This window comes from Stenotrophomonas sp. ZAC14D1_NAIMI4_1 (genome assembly GCF_003086775.1).
In the GTDB taxonomy this organism is placed as follows: domain Bacteria; phylum Pseudomonadota; class Gammaproteobacteria; order Xanthomonadales; family Xanthomonadaceae; genus Stenotrophomonas.
Genome location: NZ_CP026001.1, coordinates 2,829,573 through 2,848,659, shown reverse-complemented (window position 1 = coordinate 2,848,659; position 19,087 = coordinate 2,829,573). Strand labels below are relative to the sequence as shown.

The following is a 19,087-nucleotide window of genomic DNA, read 5'->3' as shown; positions in this document are numbered from 1 at the left end:
GCGCCCTTTGATGCACCGCCGGCGTGCCGGCGTTTACGGAATGATCGAACGATGAGCAACGCGCAACACTGGATCGCCCGCAAGGGCCAGCCGCTGCAGGGCAGCCTGACCATTCCCGGCGACAAGTCGGTCTCGCACCGCTCGGTGATGTTTGCCGCGCTGGCCGATGGCACCTCGCATATCGAGGGCTTCCTGGAAGGCGAAGACACCCGTGCCACCGCGCGCATCTTCAGCCAGCTCGGCGTGCGCATCGAGACCCCCAGTGCGTCGCAGCGCGTCGTCCACGGTGTCGGCATCGACGGCCTGCAGGCCCCCAGCGCGCCGCTGGACTGCGGTAACGCCGGCACCGGCATGCGCCTGCTGGCCGGCCTGTTGGCAGGCCAGGCGTTCGACTGCACCCTGGTGGGTGATGAATCGCTGTCCGGCCGGCCGATGCGCCGCGTCACCGGCCCGCTCGCGCAGATGGGCGCGAAGATCGACACCGAAAGCGATGGCACGCCGCCGCTGCACGTCCATGGCGGCCAGTCGCTTCAGGGTATTGATTTCGCCTCGCCGGTGGCCAGCGCGCAGGTGAAGTCGGCCGTGCTGCTGGCCGGCCTGTACGCACAGGGCGAAACCAGCGTGCTCGAACCGCACCCGACCCGCGATTACACCGAGCGCATGCTGTCGGCCTTCGGCGTGGACATCGAGTTCTCGCCGGGCAAGGCCCGCCTGCATGGCGGCCAGCGCCTGCGCGCCACCGACATTGTTGTTCCGGCCGATTTCTCTTCTGCGGCCTTCTTCCTGGTGGCCGCCAGCATCATCCCGGGGTCCGAGCTGCGCCTGAAGCAGGTCGGCCTCAACCCGCGCCGCACTGGCTTGCTGCACGCGCTGCGCCTGATGGGCGCGGACATCACCGAAGAGAATCCGGCCGAGCAGGGCGGTGAGCCGGTGGCCGACCTGGTGGTGCGCTACGCCCCGCTGAAGGGCGCGCGCATTCCCGAAGCGCTTGTGCCGGACATGATCGACGAATTCCCGGCCCTGTTCGTGGCTGCCGCCGCAGCCGAAGGCCAGACCGTGGTGACCGGCGCTGCCGAGCTGCGGGTGAAGGAATCGGACCGCCTGGCGGCCATGGCCACCGGCCTGCGCGCGCTGGGCATGCAGGTGGATGAAACCGAGGACGGCGCCACGCTGCACGGTGGCGTCACCCTGGGCAGCGGCACCATCGAAAGCCACGGTGACCACCGCATCGCGATGGCGTTTGCCATTGCCGGCCAGATCAGCGGCGGCGAAGTGCGCATCAACGACATCGCCAACGTCGCCACGTCCTTCCCGGATTTCGACGGACTGGCCCGCAGCGCCGGTTTCAACCTGGCGGCATGATCGGTAGTGCCGGCCGCTGGCCGGCAAAAAAAGACGGAGGCCGAAGCCTCCGTCTCCCGATCACGAACCCCTCGCTCGCGATCAACGCTGCTCGGTACGGAAATCCACCGGCACGCGCACCACACTCGCCACCGCACGGCCGTCCTGCATGGCCGGCTGGAACTTCCAGCCCTGCACGGTGTTCAGCACCGAACGATCCAGGTCACGGCTGCGCTCGCCACTACGCGACACGATGCTCGCGTTGGTCACGTTGCCGCGGGTATCCACGTCCAGGCTGGCAATCACGCTGCCCTGCACGCCGTTGCGCAGCGCAGTGGGCGGGTAGCTCGGCTTGCCATTGCTGGCCAGCGGACGCGCCTCACGGTTGCGTACGGCCGGGGCCGCCTTGCGCTGCTCGCTGGCCGGGGCCGCGTTGCGGGCTGCCGGGGCCGTTGCCACAGGGGTCTCGCTGGCCGGCAGCATGCGCTCGCCCACCGGGGCCGGCGCCACGTCTTCCTGGCCCGAAAAACGCAGCCACATCAGCGCAGCAGCAAACATCGCCACGATGAGGGCCATCCACAGCCACGGCGACGTGCGCTGCGGGCGCTCGCTCACGTCCTGCTGCAGATGCGGGGAATGAAGGTGTTCATGGGTAGTAGCACTCATTGCAGACTCCTCGCGTCAGTAACGACGCCCAGAGTCTTGCCCGAGCCGGTGTAGCGGTGTGTCAGCGTTGCGTCAACGCAACCGGCAGGGTTCAGGTTGCCTGCCGGGATGCGTTCAGTTACTGCGGCTTGAAGTCAAACGGCACTTCAATGGAGCCCGGCACCGGCTGGCCATTGCTCAGCGCGGGGGTGAAGCGCCAGCGGCGCACCGCGTCGGTGGCCGCGCGGTCCAGGTCACGCGAGCCGCTGCGCTGGATCACCGTGATGTTGTTGGCGTAGCCGGTGGCATCGACGTCCACCCGCACCACCACGCTGCCGGACTCGCCACGACGCAGGGCGCCGGACGGGTAGGCCGGCGGCGGCGACTGGCCCGCCACGGGCATCGGCTGGCTGTTGCCCGTGGCCGGGGCGGTGCCGCCCGGTGCGGCCGGGGCCGGCTCAATGCTGGCCGGCGGCGGCGGGGCGGTTTCCACCAGCTTCGGCGCTTCCTCCTGCACCGGCGCCGGCTTGGCATCGGGCATGTCGCTGGAACCGGCCGCCGCGGCCAGGGGCTCGGGCAGCGGCTCGACCTGCGCGGTTTCCTGCGGGGTCTGCGTGGCCGGATCATCGGCGCGGAAGAATTCCTTGTCGCGGCCGGTCAACCAGACCACCACGAACAGCAGCACGCCCACGCCGAAGGCGATGCCGGCGATCTTCAGGGCGTTGCGCGGGATATGCACGGTGAACGACTTGGCAGGCGATGAGCGGGGTGCAGACATGGACCGGACCAGCAGGGAATGCCCCGATTCTGCCATGGCGGGAATGAACCGGGCGGCAGAAATCCGTATAACAGGCGATAATCCCGTCCCTGATACCCACCACGACACCTGCCATGCTTGATCCAGCCCTGCTCCGCCACCAGCCCGCCGACCTCGCCGAACGCCTGCGCACCAGCCGCGGCTTCGAGCTCGACGTGTCTGCCCTGGAGTCCCTGGAGGCCGATCGCAAGCGCATCCAGGTGCGGACCCAGGAGCTGCAGAGCCTGCGCAACAGCCGTTCCAAGGCCATCGGCCAGGCCAAGGCAAAGGGCGAGGACGTTTCGGCCATCATGGCTGAAGTGGCCGCGTTCGCTGACGAACTGAAGGCTTCGGAAGTGGCGCTGGACGATCTGCGCGAAAAGATCGACACCATCGCCGCGGGCATCCCGAACCTGCCGGCTGATGACGTACCGGCGGGCGCCGATGAGAACGACAATGTCGAACAGGCGCGCTGGGGCACCCCGCGCACCTTCGATTTCCCGGTGCTGGACCACGTCGAGCTGGGCGCCCGCAACGCCGGCCTGGACGCGGAAACCGCCGCCAAGCTGTCGGGCTCGCGCTTCACCGTGCTGCGCGGCCAGATCGCGCGCCTGCACCGTGCCCTGGCCCAGTTCATGCTGGACCTGCACGCCGGTGAGCACGGCTATGAAGAAACCAACGTGCCGCTGCTGGTCAACGCCGATTCGCTGCGTGGCACCGGCCAGCTGCCGAAGTTCGAGGACGACCTGTTCAAGACCGCCGTGGGCGATTCCACGCGCTACCTGATCCCGACGTCGGAAGTGCCGCTGACCAACCTGGTGCGCGACGAGATCGTCGACGCCGAGCGCCTGCCGCTGCGCGTGACCGCGCATTCGATGTGCTTCCGCGCCGAAGCCGGCAGCGGTGGCCGCGACGTGCGTGGCATGATCCGCCAGCACCAGTTCGAGAAAGTCGAGCTGGTCTCGGTCTGCCGCCCGGAAGACAGCGATGCCGAGCACACCCGCATGACCCGCTGCGCCGAAGTCGTGCTGGAAAAGCTGGGCCTGCCGTACCGCAAGGTGCTGCTGTGCACCGGCGACATGGGTTTCTCGGCCATCAAGACCTACGACCTGGAAGTCTGGCTGCCCTCGCAGAACACCTACCGCGAGATCAGCTCGTGCTCCAACACCGGTGATTTCCAGGCGCGCCGCATGCAGGCCCGCTGGCGCAACCCGGCCACCGGCAAGCCGGAACTGGTGCACACCCTGAACGGCTCGGGCGTGGCGGTGGGCCGCGCGATGATCGCGGTGATGGAGAACTACCAGAACGCCGACGGCACCATCACCGTGCCGGACGTCCTGCGCCCATACATGGGTGGCGTCGAAACCATCGGTTGAACCCGGTAGCGCCGGGCCATGCCCGGCGTTTTGGGGTGGGGAACCGCGCATTGCGCGGTCCCGCATCCACGCATGGCGTGGCAAGGCATCCACGCATGGCGTGGATCTACTGAACTGGTCGCGCATTGCGCGGTCCCGCATCCACGTACGGCGTGGATTTACGCGCCGATGCAGTAGATCCACGCCATGCGTGGATGAACCCCGCGATCACCCCACAACCTGCACCTTCTCCAACGGCACCCACCCGGGCTCGCCCGTCTCCGGCACGCACCACGCCCAACCATTGAGCGTGCGCACCCCGCGCAGCCGCTGCCCCGGCTCGACATCCAGCTCCCGCGCGCAGTAATCCTCCGTGGCAAACGCGTCACCCTGCGCACTGCGCCCGATTACCGGCGCAGGCACGAACCCCGGTTCCTGCCCCTCGGCCTGGCACAGAAACCAGTCTTCCCAGCCCTCGGGGCCTTCATAACGCTCGCCCACCACCAGCGCCTGCCCACGGCGCAGGGTGATCGGGTGCGGAAATTCGCTGCGGTGCGCAGCCGTCACGATGTAGTCCATGCCCCCAGCCTACCGGCAGCGCGCAACAAAAAACGGCCCCGCAAAGCGGAGCCGTCGGGGTGGGCCAGGATGGGGGAGGGACTCCCGGCCCGCAATCAGCGCCCCCGACGAGGAGGGGGGAGGGCGCCGATCGCTGGAACGCAGTACTTATGCAGCCACTTCTTCGGCAGCGTGCGACGGCAGTGCCGACAGCGCGCCGGCAATGGCGTCTTCGCGGTGTTTCGGCGAGTAGGCAATGCCCTCGGCGCGCACGAACTCGACGTTGTCGATGCCCATGAAGGCGAACACCTGGCGCAGGAAGGGCTCCTGGAAGTCAGCCGGCGAATCGGTGTAGATGCCGCCACGGGCGCTGACCACGATCACGCGCTTGCCGCCGGCCAGGCCCACCGGGCCGTTCTCGGTGTACTTGAAGGTGCGGCCGGCCACGGCAACGCGGTCGATCCAGGCCTTCAGCGTGGACGGAATGCTGAAGTTGTACATCGGCGCGCCGATGACCAGGATGTCCGCTGCCAGGAACTGCTGCATCACCTGTTCAGCATCGGTCGCCTCGGCGGCATCCACACCAGCCAGCGAGCTGCTGCGCAGATGAGGTACCGGATTGGCGTCAAGATCGCGATAATCGACCTGCAGGCCGTCGATCTGGTTCTTGAACTGAGCGACCACCGCGGCGGTCAGCTGGCGGGAGACGGAGTTGTCGCCAAGCACGCTGGCGTCGAGATGCAGAAGCTTCATGGCAGTCACCTATGTTCTGGAAGGAGGGGCGGTGTTTGCCGCCGACGGAGAGAACGATAGGTTGTTGCATGGGCGGGATAAAGATGGTTCAATGCCACGAATTGTTCTAGATATGGAACTCGGGTATGCATGACCTGAATGACCTGTACTACTTCGCCATGGTCGTCGACCACGGTGGTTTCGCTGCCGCCGAGCGCGCCTTGGGCATCCCCAAATCGCGCCTGAGCCGCCGTATCAGCCAGCTTGAGACAGACCTGGGCGTGCGCCTGCTGCAGCGCTCCACGCGCCGCTTTGCCGTTACCGACGTTGGCACCAGCGTGCACCGCCACGCACAGACCATGCTGGCCGAGGCCCAGGCCGCGCGCGAGGTGGTCGATCGCCTCAGCGCCGAGCCGCGCGGCGTCGTGCGTGCCAGCGTACCCGTCTCGCTGGCGCAGATGCAGCTGCCCAAGCTGCTGCCCAAGTTCCTCGAGCAGTACCCGAAGGTCCGCCTGCAGCTGAACATCAGCAACCGCCGCGTGGACATCATCAATGAAGGCTACGACGTGGCCCTGCGCGTGCGTTCGCGCCTGGATGACGACGGCAGCCTGGTGATGCGCAGCTTCGGCCAGGTGCAGGAACTGCTGGTGGCCAGCCCGAAGTACCTGGACCGCGCCGGCCGCCCGAAGGACCCGGAAGAGCTGACCCAGCACGTCACCCTCAGCATCAGCGAGGACGAAGCGCGCCAGCGCTGGGAACTGCATGGCCCCGAAGGCGAAGTGCGCCGGGTGGACCTGCAGCCGCGCGTGGCCGGCTTCGATTTCCCGCTGCTGCAGAGCATGGTGAAGGACGGCTTCGGCATCACCATGCTGCCGGAAACCGTCTGCGCCGAAGCCGTGCGCAATGGCGAGCTGGAAGTGGTGCTGCCGGACTGGTCGCTGCCGCAGGGCGTGTGCCACGCCGTGTTCGCCTCGCGCCGCGGCCTGCTGCCGGCGGTGCGCGTGTTCATCGATTTCCTGGCCGAACACCTGCCGCCGCAGCTGGAGGCCTCGCGCCTGGATTGCGGCGGCGCGTGCGAGAAGGCCAAGGAGAAGATCAAGGCCAGTGCGCTGGGTGCGCTGGCGGTGGATGCAGGCTGAGGCCTGCCTCACCGCTCACGCTGAGCTTTGAAAGGTAGCGCCGGGCCATGCCCGGCGTTGCTGTTTCCGGCACCTGCTACCTGCGCCCAAACAACCGAGCCCAGAAGCCAGGCCGAGCCTTTGCCACCGTTGCAGGCGTGGCAACGACCGGCGCCTCCAGCATGGCCATCAGCTCCGGGCTGCGTGGCTTCTTAAGGAGGTGCGCGTAGTCCAGATAACTGGTCACCTTGCTCGTGTGCAGGCTCTGGGGCATTGCCGGTAGCGCGGCGCTCTGCAGCAGTTCCCGCAGCGCCTGCGGGCGGTCCAGGCGGATCGCCTCGAACAGTGCAGTACCGCCGCAGCCGGGCTCGATCTGGTTGGCCCGCTGTGGTGCATCCTTCAGGAGCGCGCGGAGCGCATCCGCGTCATCACGCTTCACCGCTGCCACCAATTGCGCCAATGCCTCGGCTTCCTCGGGCGCAAGACTGTCGCGATAGGCCTGGTCGGCAATCTCACGCTCGTCGCGCCCATCACCGCCTTCGATGCACAGGAAATCGGTGACCAGTGCCACCGGAATGCCGGACGTATCCAGCGCCCAGTAGCTGGGATAGACGCCGTCGCCCCAGCCGCTGGTGAACACGACCAGACCATGCGGCGAATCCTGGCCCCAAGGACGGTACTCAGCGCCTTCATCCAGGCCGTCGTGGTCGATCAGCGCATCGGACCATGCTTCGTTGCCCTGATCGATCAGCGCAAGCAGCGCCTGCTGGGTATCGGTGTCCATGAAGCAACCGATGCCGGCGTCGACCGGGTAGCCAATGAAGCTGTCCTCGTCCAAGCCGGTCAGGTCCTGCGTGGTCCAGCGCGCCATCTGCCAGTGCAGGGCCGATACCGTCAGTGCCTGGCGCGGTTTGAACCAGACCACGGCCAGTGCCGGGCGGCCGCTGTGCACGATGATCTCGACCGGATGCAGGCCCACCGGGGCGGTGTAGTCGGCCAGCGCTGGGGCCTCGGCCTGGACCAGCGGATCGCAGACCACCAGGTGCCCACTGTTGACCGGGAGATGGCCGGCGAAGCTGCGGGTCAGGGCGACCGCGGCCAGCTGGGTGTCGTCCAGCAGGCAGGTGCGCAGGTTCGCCAGATCGAGGTGGGCCATGGCGGCTCCGGTTGCAGATGATGCCCCACCGTGCCGGATGCGAAGGGCAGGGGCAAGGGTGGTCTTGGGCAAATGCGCTTCACGTGCGAGAATACGCCGCTGCCCGGGCAACCGGGACCCCGATTGGAGAGATGGCCGAGCGGTTTAAGGCACCGGTCTTGAAAACCGGCGAAGGGTTAAACCTTCCGTGGGTTCGAATCCCACTCTCTCCGCCAATCGATCCTGGGTTGTTGATTTTGAGTTGGAATCAACGGCTCTCGCGAACCGCCGAGATGTTCCGGAAACGCACTCAGCAACCAGACTGAACCTTGATCGAGTAGTGGCAGATCGGTAGTGCGAAGGATTTGAAGCTGTATGGGCAGCTCATGGAGCAGGACGTCCGGGCGGGGATTTACGTCGCGGCCCTGTTCTGGGCCGGCTTGATTGGAAAGCACCAACGTAAAGCGGGGTCAGGTCAAGCTCACCTCTAAAAGGCAGCTGGCATTTCGCTCCAGCTTCTGCCATCTAACTCCCTGCCGTTCGCCTTCTTTGAACGACGAACGCCATCTTCGCCATGAGCACCCCATTGCTTAAAGAAGAAACTTACTTCAGCCGCGCAGCACTGCTTTTGAAGTGATCTCGCCCATTCGGGCCTCATTGGTCTAGCTCCATGGCCAGATTCCCCACCAACGATGAGCCAAGAAATCCCTTCTAGATTCAAAGTGCCAAGGTCTTCCAGTAACGGTTCCGCGGAAATAAATCGAGTTCTTGCGTCAATTCGCTTCAGGTGATTGATGCGTGGAACGCCGTGCCTCCTGTTCTCCACAGATGTTCCAATCCAGATATGATCTGCCACCTTTCTTCCTTTCAGAAAGTCCGCCATGCGATCAGCTCTCTTGGTGAGAATCTGATATGTATGCCAATCTGCGGCAAGCATGGTGGCGAATACAGATTCTACGAAGGCCGAGGGAACCTTTGGGTGGAAAAGGTCACTCATTGAGTTAACGAAATAGATCGTTGGCTTGGTTCGTGCTAGCGGCTCACCCAGCTTTTCACTGCGAAGGGCAATCCTCTTGAATCCGTATTCGTAGCCAGGTGTGCCCATCGCCTGCAGACGTCGGGCCATGACTTCGGCATAGCAGTGCTTGCAGCCAGGCGATGTCTTCGTGCATCCGACAATCGGATTCCACGTGGCTTCGGTCCATTCGATGCGCGAGTTCGTTGCCATCACCGCGTCTCAGAGAGAGAGGCCCTTTTGTCCCGAGCGATCGTTTAATGTTCGCCAGATGTTGTCTCCAAGTTTGTGCTTGGATGCCAGCACCAGTCTATAGATCTCTCGACGTCGGGTGTTCTTTACTGAAACAATACGATCCGAGACATGATAGCCGAGGTCTTGGATTAGCTTCGTCCAGTGAGCGAAGAACTGTTGGCGAACAACGGATTTTCCGCGATTTGTGTCGCAGCTATCCTTCCACCCTGGTGCTACGGCATCAAATCTGGGCCAAAGGTCGCGGCGCTCTAAGTTGCGAGCCATGTCAGACGCTGCGAAATGGATGAGCAAATCCACTCTAGGTGCGTCTGCCAACGCCTTCAGGACTGAAAAGGGAAGTTGGGGAAGGGAGTAAGGGTCGAGATAGGCCAGGTGAATGCCTCGCTTTGGCAGGTTCATGACCACTTTGTGGACGCTAGTCTCCGCTGCTCCTACGAATGAAGTCACTTGAACGTTCGAGGCCGCAGAGAGTCTGGCTTTGCAGGCAACTACGTTATCTTCCAGCAAGTCCGCGATAAAAACTCGACTAAAAGGAACTGCTCGGCCTCGATGGCTCCGCGCCGCTGCGTCAACGGCCGCCAGTGTTCCGCCGGACAGCGAACCGTGGGTCTCCCGGATGCGCGCTTTCCCTGGCCCACAGTAGAGGTCAATGAGGCAATGAGAGCCGCCCATCTTCCCACGGGCCCCTTGTGAGGCAGTGACGTAGTGCCTTAAAAAATGATGCTTATCCAAGACCCAAGGGCCAACTATCTCCCTAGGATAGCCGTCCTCATCTGCCTCGTAGTGATCGTCCAAGACCCGCCCCCTCAGGATGTCCTGAAGTGATCTTCATCCATAACCGGGCGCTCTGCAACTTCGAAACACGGGTGCTGCCATCGTTTACTGATGGAGCATCCGCTGATGGTCGTTGACGGCGATCTCAGGACAAGGGTGCTCTGTATGGAGCCGAACGCAATGCAATGGTCGTCAAGGGTGCGGGCATCGTTTACTTGGGGGGGCGAAGGTGGGCTCGTATGCGGGTGCTGGCAACCTAGCCCCTGTTCACGCTATGGTGAGCAATATCATTGAACATCGTCACCTAGTCCCCCACTCCCCCCGGTAGGAGCAGAATGGTCCAGCTTTCTCCAACGACGCATCGATCGCTACTCGAAATGGAGGGAGTCCTTAGGGAGATCAGCGCGTCCCCACCAGGGAATCTGGCCGTAATGAAAGACTTCGCATCCAAACGAATTGGTGCGTTCTACGATGCCGCCCGACTGCAACTGCTTTCCACTTGGGCCCGCCAATCACCCGGTAATTTGCTCCAGTTTCATGCAGCAAATAGTGTGAATGGCGTTCTTGAAGAGTGGTGCGACTATGCCCCCGGAATTGTCGCATTGCGACTTTGTGACGGTGTTAGCGTAGGTGAAGAGATCGTAGACAGGCGAGAAGCGTTGGAGCCTGCCGCATTCAAGATGCTTCGCACAGACTCTCTTGACTTCGAGAAACTAATCAAAGGTCGATCTCTCGATTTTACATGTGTAAGCGGAGCTAAGATTCAGTACTTGCGTCCCCTGTTCCACGCGAGGGACCCTGCCTCAGTAAAGGGCAAGCAGGAGATGTTTGATCTCCTTCAAAAGCTAAATTCAGAGGTCTCGCAATTGGATGAATTCAGGGTGCCTCGGGAGTTTTTGGAGGCCTGCTCGGTGTTCGCAAGCGAGCTCATCAGAAATACGCAAGAGCACGCAACCAAGGACTGCTACGGGCGCGCATATATTGAGCACGCGGAGGGCTTCATCATTAGCTGGACCCAGTTGGAGGGTGAAAGCTATGAGCGGGATTTTCAAGGGCACCCTCGGCTTCGGGAGTTCTGGGAAAGGGAGACGGGCGCTGCGGGCGCACAACCCCTCAGGTCACTGCAGGTTAGCTTTTTCGATACTGGTCCTGGAATTGCGGGTAGAGCGACCGGCCGGGAGCTCAGTGACATCACTCAGGCTGTCGAGCGAGAAGCATTGCTGCGTAGCTTGAGGAAGAATGCTTCTACAAAGCGAGAGACTGGAGCTGGAAATGGATATCCAGAGGTTCTGGAAAGACTTCGTCAAGTTGGCGGGCTGATGTCGATTCGTACTGGGCGGCTAAGATTGTTTCAGGCTTTTTTCCCAAACGAGGAGCGTGATGTCTTTGCCTTTGATAGCTGGTCGGAAGAGCTTCTCGCCCCCGTTACTGGAACTGTTGTCTCAATTATCTTGCCGATCAGACGATGACTAGGAAGTCTTTTGCGTTCACTGCCAATGGACCTGGTGATCAAGATTCGCCAGCAATAGATTGGCTCTGTATCTATTTTGATGAGCGCCCAAAGTGGACGGCTCATCAGTTTTTCGACGAATTAACCTTAGCATTGAAGAGTGTGCAGATCCTGCCGGACGGGGTCTTGGTGATGGCTGATGAACTCCTGCTAGATAATCTTTTGGAGTTTTGGGCGAAGGATTCCGCAGCTAGAAAAACGTTCATGGGTCGCGGTGAGCGAGGTGAGTCTTTGTTCGTGAAGAGCTGTCGCTTTGGCGGATGGAGTTTGAAAAAGGGACTGGTCTACCGTCAGGCTATGCCCGACGCCGGAAGGGATTGGCCGGAATTGAAGCCCAAAAGAGTCGTAGCCGAGGGCTTGAGGCAGCTGGTGGAAGCGAACAGCGTAGTTCAGCTTGCCCCAGCCGGTCATACTTTTCGCCATCCGTCAGGAACGGTGGGGAAAATTTTTATACAGGCCAGGGAACTTGTCTCAGGCGAAGCCGAGCTAGGCTTCGCAGCACGCGCTCTGGCCCAGTTGCTGCCCGCCCTACGGCAGGCTGACCTGGAAGTGGTATTCGTTGACAGCATGGGTATCTATCCCATTGTCCGTGCAGCTCTCGCATTGGGATCGGCCCAGGCACGCATTGAGAGTTTTCGGTCGTACACCAACTTTTCAAAGCTGTCTCGACCGGTCGAGCCCTATGCTGTAGTCATTTCAGCTTCTACTACCGGCGGAATGGCTCGCCGCTGTGTTGAAGATATGGGCTTTGAATCCGATCGGGTCGCAACCATTGTTGACTTGAAGCGCAAGAGTCGACACGGCCAAGTGCTGATCGCGTTAGCGGATCACGCTCCGAGCCTGTTGGCCATTGACTCGGAACGAAGTGACACCCAGATTGAGTTAGTTGGTGAACACTTTTCGTCAAAGTCCAAACCGCCCCGGGTAGTGACCCTCGGTATTCTTCACGAACCCAAACTTTTGAAACGATTCCTTCTGACTGTTGGTCGAGAGGCAACTTTATCCCTGAATCACACTCCAGCCGTCTCCGGAAAGGTCCGCCCTCTCTGCCTCGATGGCCGTGCGGTCGTCGAGGACAGCGAGTTCGTGTCCTGGGTCCGGGAGGAAGTGCGATGGCACCTCCCGTTAACGGTGGATTATGTCATTGCGGCGGATGGCAATGGTTCCTGTGAACTGGCGGCGTTGATCGCTGATGAGATTTTGAGTATAACGGGAAGGCGACCCCATGTGGTGAGTGATGGAATGCTCACTGCCGACGCCGTGAGAGGGGCTAGTGGAGTGGTTGTGGTGCAGGCGGTCGTTGGCGATGGAGGGCTGCTTCGAGAGGTTAGCCGTGATTTGCGTGAGTACATCGATACGCATTGTCCTCGACACTTTCTCTGTGGTGTTTCGTGCCCAACTTCAGGCGAGTCGGGACAACGCTTGGAGCAATTTCTTGTAAGGAACCCGACGGAGCGAAGCTATGGGTTCTCGTCCTGGCTGAGTTTGCCTATCGGCACCAACGCGATCGCCGACACTTGGGATCTTTATGGAGATGTGGCAGCCAGACTCCAAAATGCGGCTGTACCCGACGACGCTTCCAAGGAATTGGTGAAGAAGTCGGTGGCCATGGCGGTTAACTGTATCCGCGCTTCAGCTGGCTCGTTCTTGTGCAAGCCCAATGGCGCGGCTCTGGACCATACGCCAGGTTTCGTATTTCTGCCCGTAGAGTTTACTGAGACCGGGCTGCCTACGGAGAGTCTGACTTTCTTGATCATTTCCGCCGTGCTTCAAGCGGCACGTGAGTTGAAGAATCCGGCAATCCAGTTGAAGTCCACGGGGTATGAGTCGGTGGTGTTGGCGCCTGAAAACTTCCAGCGCTTCAACGACAATATTCTTCAGGCGTGTCTTCTTAGGGCAGCGTTGCCATCAGAGCTTGACTACGCTGCTAGTCCTGACGTGAGTTTGCTGATGAAGGAGCTGCTCGCAAAGGTCTTTGAACGACAGGACTACGCCTACGGAGGTGCCGGTCTTGAGTTTGCCGCAGCGTTGCTAACCGGGAGGATCAAACTTCAATCTCACCATGCGGATGAGTTGCTTGAGGGAGCGTGCAAGGCACTTTTGGGGCGTGGTGAGCCTAGCCCGCTTCTAGGATTTCTTTACTTCGCTGGGCGTTTGGATGGCTAGGAGCATTGGTTTGGAGGTGTCTAGAGCGTGCGTCTCAATCCATGGTGTGGCGTGCGAAAACTGTCTGTCCTTGCAGTGTTGGCATAGGCGCGTACTGAACTTTTGCTTGCTTCTCAAAACATTGAGGCGCTTCCAGTAGTACTCTCGATGCTGTTTGCTTACATTGTGAAGAGTTCCGGAGTTGAGTGCGATTAGCTGGTGTTCTTTGGTTCGGCGCGCGAGCCTTCGTGCCGATCAATGAAACGATCTGCGTCGAGCTGCCAACTCCAGAAGCCGTTCACTTTCAACACCGCGCATGGGCTTTGTTGATACCGGCCGTTCACCGGTGGATTCGCACGGCCGTCCGTATCCTCTGATTCATCTGCGTCATGTCGGTTGAATCGCCCGCGTGCAGCCACGCGCTGCACGCACCTAGTGGCGGCGCGCACCCTTCGGCTTGTTATGGCACAACGGATAACTAGAACACGATCTGAAAGCCCCATGGGGCCCATTCCGCTCCACAAACACACCCACCTTGCACACCGGGCAGCGCTCCTCGTTGATGGTCGCACCTGAAATCCCGGTCACCTCCACAACCCCTTCCTCCACCAGCTCATCCAGGAAGGGCGAGTGCTTGCCTTGCAAGGTGAACATCGCCACGCTGCGCCGCGCACGCGTCAGCGCCACATAGAACAACCGCCGTTCTTCGCTCAGCGGGTACGTATCCCCATCCGGCATCGCCAGCGACAGCACCGGGTCATCCGCGCGCAGGCTGGGGAATCCACGATTCACCATGCCCGGCAGGATCACGTAGTCCGCCTCGCGGCCTTTCGAGCGATGGGCCGTCAGGAACTCAACCTCCATCGTGCTGCCAAACAGCGTCTTCCAGTCCGCAGGCAGCGCATTGCGATCCGCCCGGTAGCGGCCCAGCACGAACACGCGAACGCGCCCATCGCGCCCCCGTGGTACGGCTCCAGAAACCAACTGCTGGTGCAGCTTGGTCAGGTACTGGCGAACACCGTCCTGTACTTCCTCACGCCGCGTCATCTGGAACGCCTGCAGCACCGGCCCCATCGCCGGCGCAGCAGAACGCACCGCCTTGGCAATCTGTGCAGGGTTGCGGCTGATGAAACGGCTGGAGATATCGCACAGTTCCTGCGGGCAGCGGAAGGTCTGCTCCAGCTTCAGCAACTGGGCATGGCCCATCCATTCGCGGAATCCGGTCATCACCGAAACATCCGCGCCAGCGAAGCGATTGATCGACTGCCAGTCATCACCCACTGCAAAGAGGTGGCGACCCGGCTGGCTGACCAGTGCACGGCACAGGCGGGCGCGGGCGCGCGAGGCGTCCTGGAACTCATCGGCCATCACCAGCTCGTAGGGCGATTGGTAATGCCCTTGCTCCAGGATGCCGGCGGCCATGTTGAGCATGTCCTCGAAGTCGATGCCGCGCTCGTCGGCCAGCGCGTTGTCCCAGGCCTGGAAAACCGGCGCGGCGATTTCCAGGAACCGCCGATGCCGTTCCTTGAACTGGTCCTCGGGCATCTGCTGCAGACGCGCGGCTAGATCGTCCAGCGTCAGGCAGTTGCTCTTGGCGTGGGCAATGAAGGTCCGCATCAGGCCGATCAGGTCGGCATCCGGCATGGGCTTTGCGCCCTCGGTCGGCAGCTCGCGGTCGGGGTTCGGGTCGAGCCGGACATCGGAATCGCCGAGTTTCCCGGCAAGGTGTTCCAGTGCGTGCCCGCTGCGCAGGCCAAACGAAGTGGTCTCGACCAGCGCAGTGCCGCGCGCCACGTGCTGCTGGCGTTTCCACTGCATGCCTTCAGCGTAGTTGTCGAAGTGTTTCGGCGGCTGGCCATTGGCATCCAGCGCAAAGTGCTCGTGATACAGCGCTGCGTCCGGGTAATAGAAGTCCGGTCGGTACTGGCGGTGGGTATCGGTGGCGGTATCAAATTCGTAACGGCGCTCGTAGTCGTACGCCACGCCGTTGTAGAACAGCCAATCGGCAATGACGCACTCTTCCAGGCTCTTTACCCGCTCGCCCTGCAGGGTGCGGATGTAGGGCGTGCCATCGCGGTCGTAGCCGTCGGCCATCATCTGGGCACCGAACGGCGGAAGATCGCGCCCGAACACCAGCCGGAACATGTCCCACTGGGTGCGGAAGTGGATCGAGCGATCCTTCAGGTCATCCACCAGCTCGGCCAGCTTGTTGAAGCCCTGCGTCGCGTCGATGGCCCACTCGGGAATGTCGGGCTTGCGGCCGGTGGCCTTGCCGATGATCGCCAGGCCCAACGCATGGAAGGTGCGTGCCTCGACCACGGTGTCGCCCATGCCGAGCCGTTCGAAGGACCGCTGCGCGCGCTCTTCCAGTTCCTTGGCGGCATCCTTGTTGAAGGCGAGCATCACGATCCGCTCGGGTTCAACGAACCCGCGATCAATGGCATAAGCGGCCTTGGCGACCATCGTGGAGGTCTTGCCGGATCCCGCCGAGGCGACGACCTGCACGCAGTTGTCGAAGCAGATGACCGCACGGGCCTGTTCCTCGGTCAGCGGCCTGCTTTCCACCCGGTCCAGGAAGTCCTTGGCCAGCACCAGTTCCCGCGTTGTCATGGTCGCATTGGCGTCTGCCCACACGGCGGGCCAATCCAGCTGCCAGTCGTGCAGGGCATCCAGCGCGACGCGGTGGCTGTGCGCCTGCAGATCGTCGTGCACGTCCTCATCGAGGAACAGTCGCTCCAGCTCGGCCGGCGACAAGGGCAGGGCGGGGCGCTCGGCCAGCAGCGCCTGCTGCTGTTCGTGGGTGATCCAGCGGCGGCCCCCAGTGCCCCGGTCGGTGAGTGCGTCGGCGTCGGCCAGCCATGACTGGATCTGCTCCAGGATGTCCTCAAAGAGCGCCTTGCGCCCGCGCGTGGTGCGCGCAAAGAGCACCTGCTGAACCGCGGCCGAGAGCTGCGAAGCCTGGCGGTTGGGCAGGCCATCCACGGACAGCGTTTCGCCGTCCCCGGTCTGCAGCGCCACCGTGGCCCAGAACAGGCCCGGAAGCACTCGCACACGCTGGTCGTCATCCACGCGCTGGGAGTACTGCCGGCCCGCAATCAGCAGCTCAACATGCTCGCCGTCCAGCCGCAGCCGCCAGTCCGGCGAGCGGGTCACACGCTGGCCCCAGCCCGAGGGGCACCATTCCATAGACATCCAGATACTGCCTTGCGTACGTCACTGGGCGTAAAGCGCCCTTACAGCCCCATGATAAGGGGGCTTGGTGTCGCGCGCAGGGCTTCTGGACTGGCGGGCCCGCTGCCAGCGATGGCGTTGCACCACCGCTGGCGTAACAGGCGTCAGGCGTTCACGTCGACCACGATCCGCCCGCGCACCTTGCCCGGGATGATCTGCTCGTACACGTCCAGCACCTCGGCAAGGCCGATCTGCTGCACCGTGCTCTCAAGCTTCTGCGGGTCCAGGTCGGTGGCCAGGCGATCCCATGCACGCTGGCGCACGTCCTGCGGTGCGTTCACCGAATCCACGCCGGCCAGGGTGACGTTGCGCAGGATGAAGGGCAGCACCGAGCCATGCAGCGCATCGCTCTGTGCCAGGCCGCAGGCCGCTACGGCGCCGCGGTACTTGGTCTCGGCAAGTGCGTTGACCAAGGTCGGGCCGCCGGCCACGTCCACCACGCCAGCCCAGCGCTCGGCGCTGATCGGCTTCTTGCGCGGCTCGGAAAGCTCTGCGCGGTCGATGATCTCCGCCGCGCCCAGGCTGTGCAGGTACGCGGCATGTTCGGGGCGGCCGGTGGCGGCCACGACGCGGTAGCCCAGCTTGGAAAGAATGGCCACGGCAATCGAGCCCACGCCGCCATTGGCGCCGGTTACCAGCACATCGCCCTTTTCCGGGGTCACGCCCGCGTCTTCCAGTGCCAGCACGCACAGCATGGCGGTATAGCCGGCGGTGCCGATGGCCATGGCATCGCGGGTGCTCAGGTTGCCGGGAATCCTGTTCAGCCACTCACCCCGCACGCGGGCGCGCTGGGCCAGGCCGCCGTGGTGGCCCATGCTCAGATCCCAGCCGTTGAGCACCACGCGATCACCCGCCTTGAAACCGGCATTGCTGGATTCCAGCACCACGCCGGAAAGGTCGATGCCGGGAATGAGCGGAAACCTCTGGATGACCGGGCGCTCGTTGGTCAGCGCCAGCGCATCCTTGTAGTTGAGGGTCGAATAATCGACCTGCACCAGGACATCGCCGTCCATCAGGTCGGCCTCGTCAAAATCCACCAGTTCGGTGGAAACACGGTCGTTGGTCTTGCTGGAAAGCAGAGCCTTGAACTTCATGAAGCGCCTCACGATCAGTGGATGGCCCCATGCTAGGCTCGCACCGTTATTGCAACAAGAACGACGATTTTTCGTAGGTACTATGGTTTTCCGGAGTATGTATGCGCAGCAAGCGTTGGGATGGCAAGAGCGGGTGCGCGGTTGAGGTCACGCTGTCGGTGATGGGCGGCGTGTGGAAACCGGTCATCCTGTTTCACCTGATGAAGCGCAAGCGGCGTTTCATGGAATTGACCCGGTTGGTGCCCAACGCCACGCAATCGATGCTGACCAGCCAGTTGCGTGAACTGGAGGCGGACGGCGTGCTGATCCGCCATGTGTACCCGGAAGTGCCGCCGAAGGTGGAATACGAACTTTCCGAATTCGGGCGTTCGCTGGTGCCGGTGCTGCTGGCGATGCGCGAGTGGGGCGAAACCTATCGCGGGTACCAGAGCACGCGCGGGGACAGTTGAAGGTTGGGAGCCTGGTGAGGTTCCTGCTGCAACGGTCTATATGGCTGCGCTCCTCTCATCAGGGAGGTAGCGAGGATGGGGGCACGTCCCCGCAGGTCACCACGATAGGCTTCAATTCGCGATCATCGACGGATTGATGTAGGTGAAAGCAAGCACTGAACACACGCATCTTTCCCACGCCGCTATTGTGTGGGCTATCAGGCTTATATCCGGAAAGGACCACCTCGTAGTACGCGCCCACCTGCAGTGGTGGGGCAGTAGTGGGGCCGGACCCATAGGGTATGCACTGGTCAGGTGGGAGCGCAGGTTCGGGAACGTGCTCGTCCATGAAGACCCGTTCCCACATCGGGTAGAGGCCTTGCCCGGCAGCGCTCACTCCGATGGAGTCGATCTCAGGCGGCTCGGATCGATTCTCGCGGGTGTCGGGAACGCCAAAACACAGCCTGCCGTCAGACGTGCTGATTGTGGCTTTCTGGTAGCGCCCGGGCGGTGGTGAGCAGCTGGCCACGAGGGGTAGCAGTACCGCCCAGAGCGGCCATGCTTGTCTGGTCATCGTGTCGTCTTTGGAAGGTGTACGTGTCGCCAGGCGGACCTTCCGCAGGACCGGGCCGCTCACTGCGCCACCCGAGCCACTGGTCCGCCGCTTATGAAGGGGGCAGCGAGGATGGCGGCACCTCCCCGCAGGTCACCACGACAGGGTTCAACTCGCGGCCATCGGCGGATTGACGGAGGTGGAAGCATGCTTTGAACACACGCATCTTTCCCACAGTTCCATTGTCCAGGTTGTCTGGCGTGTACCCAGAAAGGACCACCTGGTAGTACGCGCCCACCTGCAGCGGCGGGGCAGGTGTGGGGCCGGACCCGTAGGGTATGCACTGGTCAGGTGGGAGCGCAGGTTCGGGAATGTGCTCGTCCATGAAGACCCGCTCCCACT

Annotated in this window: 15 protein-coding genes, 1 tRNA gene and 1 pseudogene; 8 read left to right on the top strand and 9 right to left on the bottom strand. The window is 62.6% G+C overall.

The window, feature by feature from the left end; all coding sequences use genetic code 11:
• Nucleotides 1-51 precede the first annotated feature (51 nt).
• Complete coding sequence (gene aroA / locus C1927_RS13200; protein ID WP_108746941.1) at nt 52-1,362, top strand: 3-phosphoshikimate 1-carboxyvinyltransferase; 1,311 nt, start codon at nt 52-54, stop codon at nt 1,360-1,362.
• 81 nt (nt 1,363-1,443) lie between these two features.
• Here the strand turns inward: aroA and C1927_RS13195 are convergent, their stop codons facing one another.
• Nucleotides 1,444-2,007: an energy transducer TonB gene (locus tag C1927_RS13195; protein ID WP_108746940.1), complete on the bottom strand. Its 564-nt coding sequence runs from the start codon at nt 2,005-2,007 to the stop codon at nt 1,444-1,446.
• Nucleotides 2,008-2,125: 118 nt separating this feature from the next.
• Entirely contained in the window at nt 2,126-2,764 is a 639-nt protein-coding gene (locus tag C1927_RS13190; RefSeq protein WP_108747847.1) for an energy transducer TonB, read from the bottom strand.
• Nucleotides 2,765-2,877: 113 nt separating this feature from the next.
• Here C1927_RS13190 and serS point away from each other — a divergent pair, with 113 nt between their 5' ends.
• Nucleotides 2,878-4,158 (top strand): serine--tRNA ligase, encoded by a 1,281-nt coding sequence (gene serS / locus C1927_RS13185; protein WP_108746939.1) that lies wholly within the window; start codon nt 2,878-2,880, stop codon nt 4,156-4,158.
• A 207-nt stretch (nt 4,159-4,365) separates the two neighbouring features.
• On the opposite strand, the gene C1927_RS13180 is transcribed toward serS, so the two are convergent.
• Together C1927_RS13180 and C1927_RS13175 are read right to left on the bottom strand one after the other, a co-directional pair.
• Nucleotides 4,366-4,716 (bottom strand): ligand-binding protein SH3, encoded by a 351-nt coding sequence (locus tag C1927_RS13180; RefSeq protein ID WP_108746938.1) that lies wholly within the window; start codon nt 4,714-4,716, stop codon nt 4,366-4,368.
• A gap of 147 nt (nt 4,717-4,863) precedes the next feature.
• On the bottom strand, nt 4,864-5,448 hold the full coding sequence (locus C1927_RS13175) for an NAD(P)H-dependent oxidoreductase (RefSeq protein ID WP_079222337.1): 585 nt from the start codon (nt 5,446-5,448) through the stop codon (nt 4,864-4,866).
• A 125-nt stretch (nt 5,449-5,573) separates the two neighbouring features.
• Here C1927_RS13175 and C1927_RS13170 point away from each other — a divergent pair, with 125 nt between their 5' ends.
• Entirely contained in the window at nt 5,574-6,566 is a 993-nt protein-coding gene (locus C1927_RS13170) for a LysR family transcriptional regulator (RefSeq protein WP_079222336.1), read from the top strand.
• A gap of 76 nt (nt 6,567-6,642) precedes the next feature.
• Here C1927_RS13170 and C1927_RS13165 read toward each other — a convergent pair whose 3' ends face one another.
• Nucleotides 6,643-7,701, bottom strand: coding sequence for a DUF4241 domain-containing protein (locus C1927_RS13165; protein WP_108746937.1), 1,059 nt, complete (start codon nt 7,699-7,701; stop codon nt 6,643-6,645).
• A gap of 125 nt (nt 7,702-7,826) precedes the next feature.
• Between C1927_RS13165 and C1927_RS13160 the strand changes: the two genes are divergently transcribed.
• Nucleotides 7,827-7,916, top strand: a tRNA-Ser gene (locus C1927_RS13160).
• A gap of 251 nt (nt 7,917-8,167) precedes the next feature.
• Here C1927_RS13160 and C1927_RS13155 read toward each other — a convergent pair.
• Both C1927_RS13155 and tcmP read right to left on the bottom strand, forming a co-directional pair.
• A complete protein-coding gene (locus tag C1927_RS13155; RefSeq protein WP_108746936.1) occupies nt 8,168-8,908 on the bottom strand; it encodes a phage Gp37/Gp68 family protein in 741 nt (246 codons plus the stop codon).
• A 9-nt stretch (nt 8,909-8,917) separates the two neighbouring features.
• On the bottom strand, nt 8,918-9,682 hold the full coding sequence (gene tcmP, locus C1927_RS13150; protein WP_254051589.1) for a three-Cys-motif partner protein TcmP: 765 nt from the start codon (nt 9,680-9,682) through the stop codon (nt 8,918-8,920).
• A gap of 473 nt (nt 9,683-10,155) precedes the next feature.
• On the opposite strand from tcmP, the gene C1927_RS21440 reads away from it, so the two are divergent.
• The 3 genes and pseudogenes from C1927_RS21440 to C1927_RS21885 all read left to right on the top strand — a co-directional run.
• Nucleotides 10,156-11,193 (top strand): hypothetical protein, encoded by a 1,038-nt coding sequence (locus C1927_RS21440; protein ID WP_159095359.1) that lies wholly within the window; start codon nt 10,156-10,158, stop codon nt 11,191-11,193.
• Nucleotides 11,190-13,400, top strand: a complete 2,211-nt coding sequence (locus C1927_RS21435; RefSeq protein ID WP_159095358.1) for a hypothetical protein — start codon at nt 11,190-11,192, stop codon at nt 13,398-13,400. The genes C1927_RS21440 and C1927_RS21435 overlap by 4 nt, the downstream gene beginning before the upstream one ends.
• Nucleotides 13,401-13,692: 292 nt before the next feature.
• A pseudogene (locus tag C1927_RS21885) lies at nt 13,693-13,779 on the top strand (GNAT family N-acetyltransferase); the annotation flags it as partial.
• Between the two features lie 32 nt (nt 13,780-13,811).
• Here C1927_RS21885 and C1927_RS13135 read toward each other — a convergent pair.
• Nucleotides 13,812-16,565: a UvrD-helicase domain-containing protein gene (locus C1927_RS13135; protein WP_108746933.1), complete on the bottom strand. Its 2,754-nt coding sequence runs from the start codon at nt 16,563-16,565 to the stop codon at nt 13,812-13,814.
• Between the two features lie 149 nt (nt 16,566-16,714).
• Nucleotides 16,715-17,704, bottom strand: a complete 990-nt coding sequence (locus tag C1927_RS13130) for an MDR family oxidoreductase (protein ID WP_108746932.1) — start codon at nt 17,702-17,704, stop codon at nt 16,715-16,717.
• Between the two features lie 101 nt (nt 17,705-17,805).
• Between C1927_RS13130 and C1927_RS13125 the strand changes: the two genes are divergently transcribed.
• Nucleotides 17,806-18,153, top strand: a complete 348-nt coding sequence (locus C1927_RS13125; RefSeq protein WP_108746931.1) for a helix-turn-helix domain-containing protein — start codon at nt 17,806-17,808, stop codon at nt 18,151-18,153.
• Nucleotides 18,154-19,087: the final 934 nt, after the last annotated feature.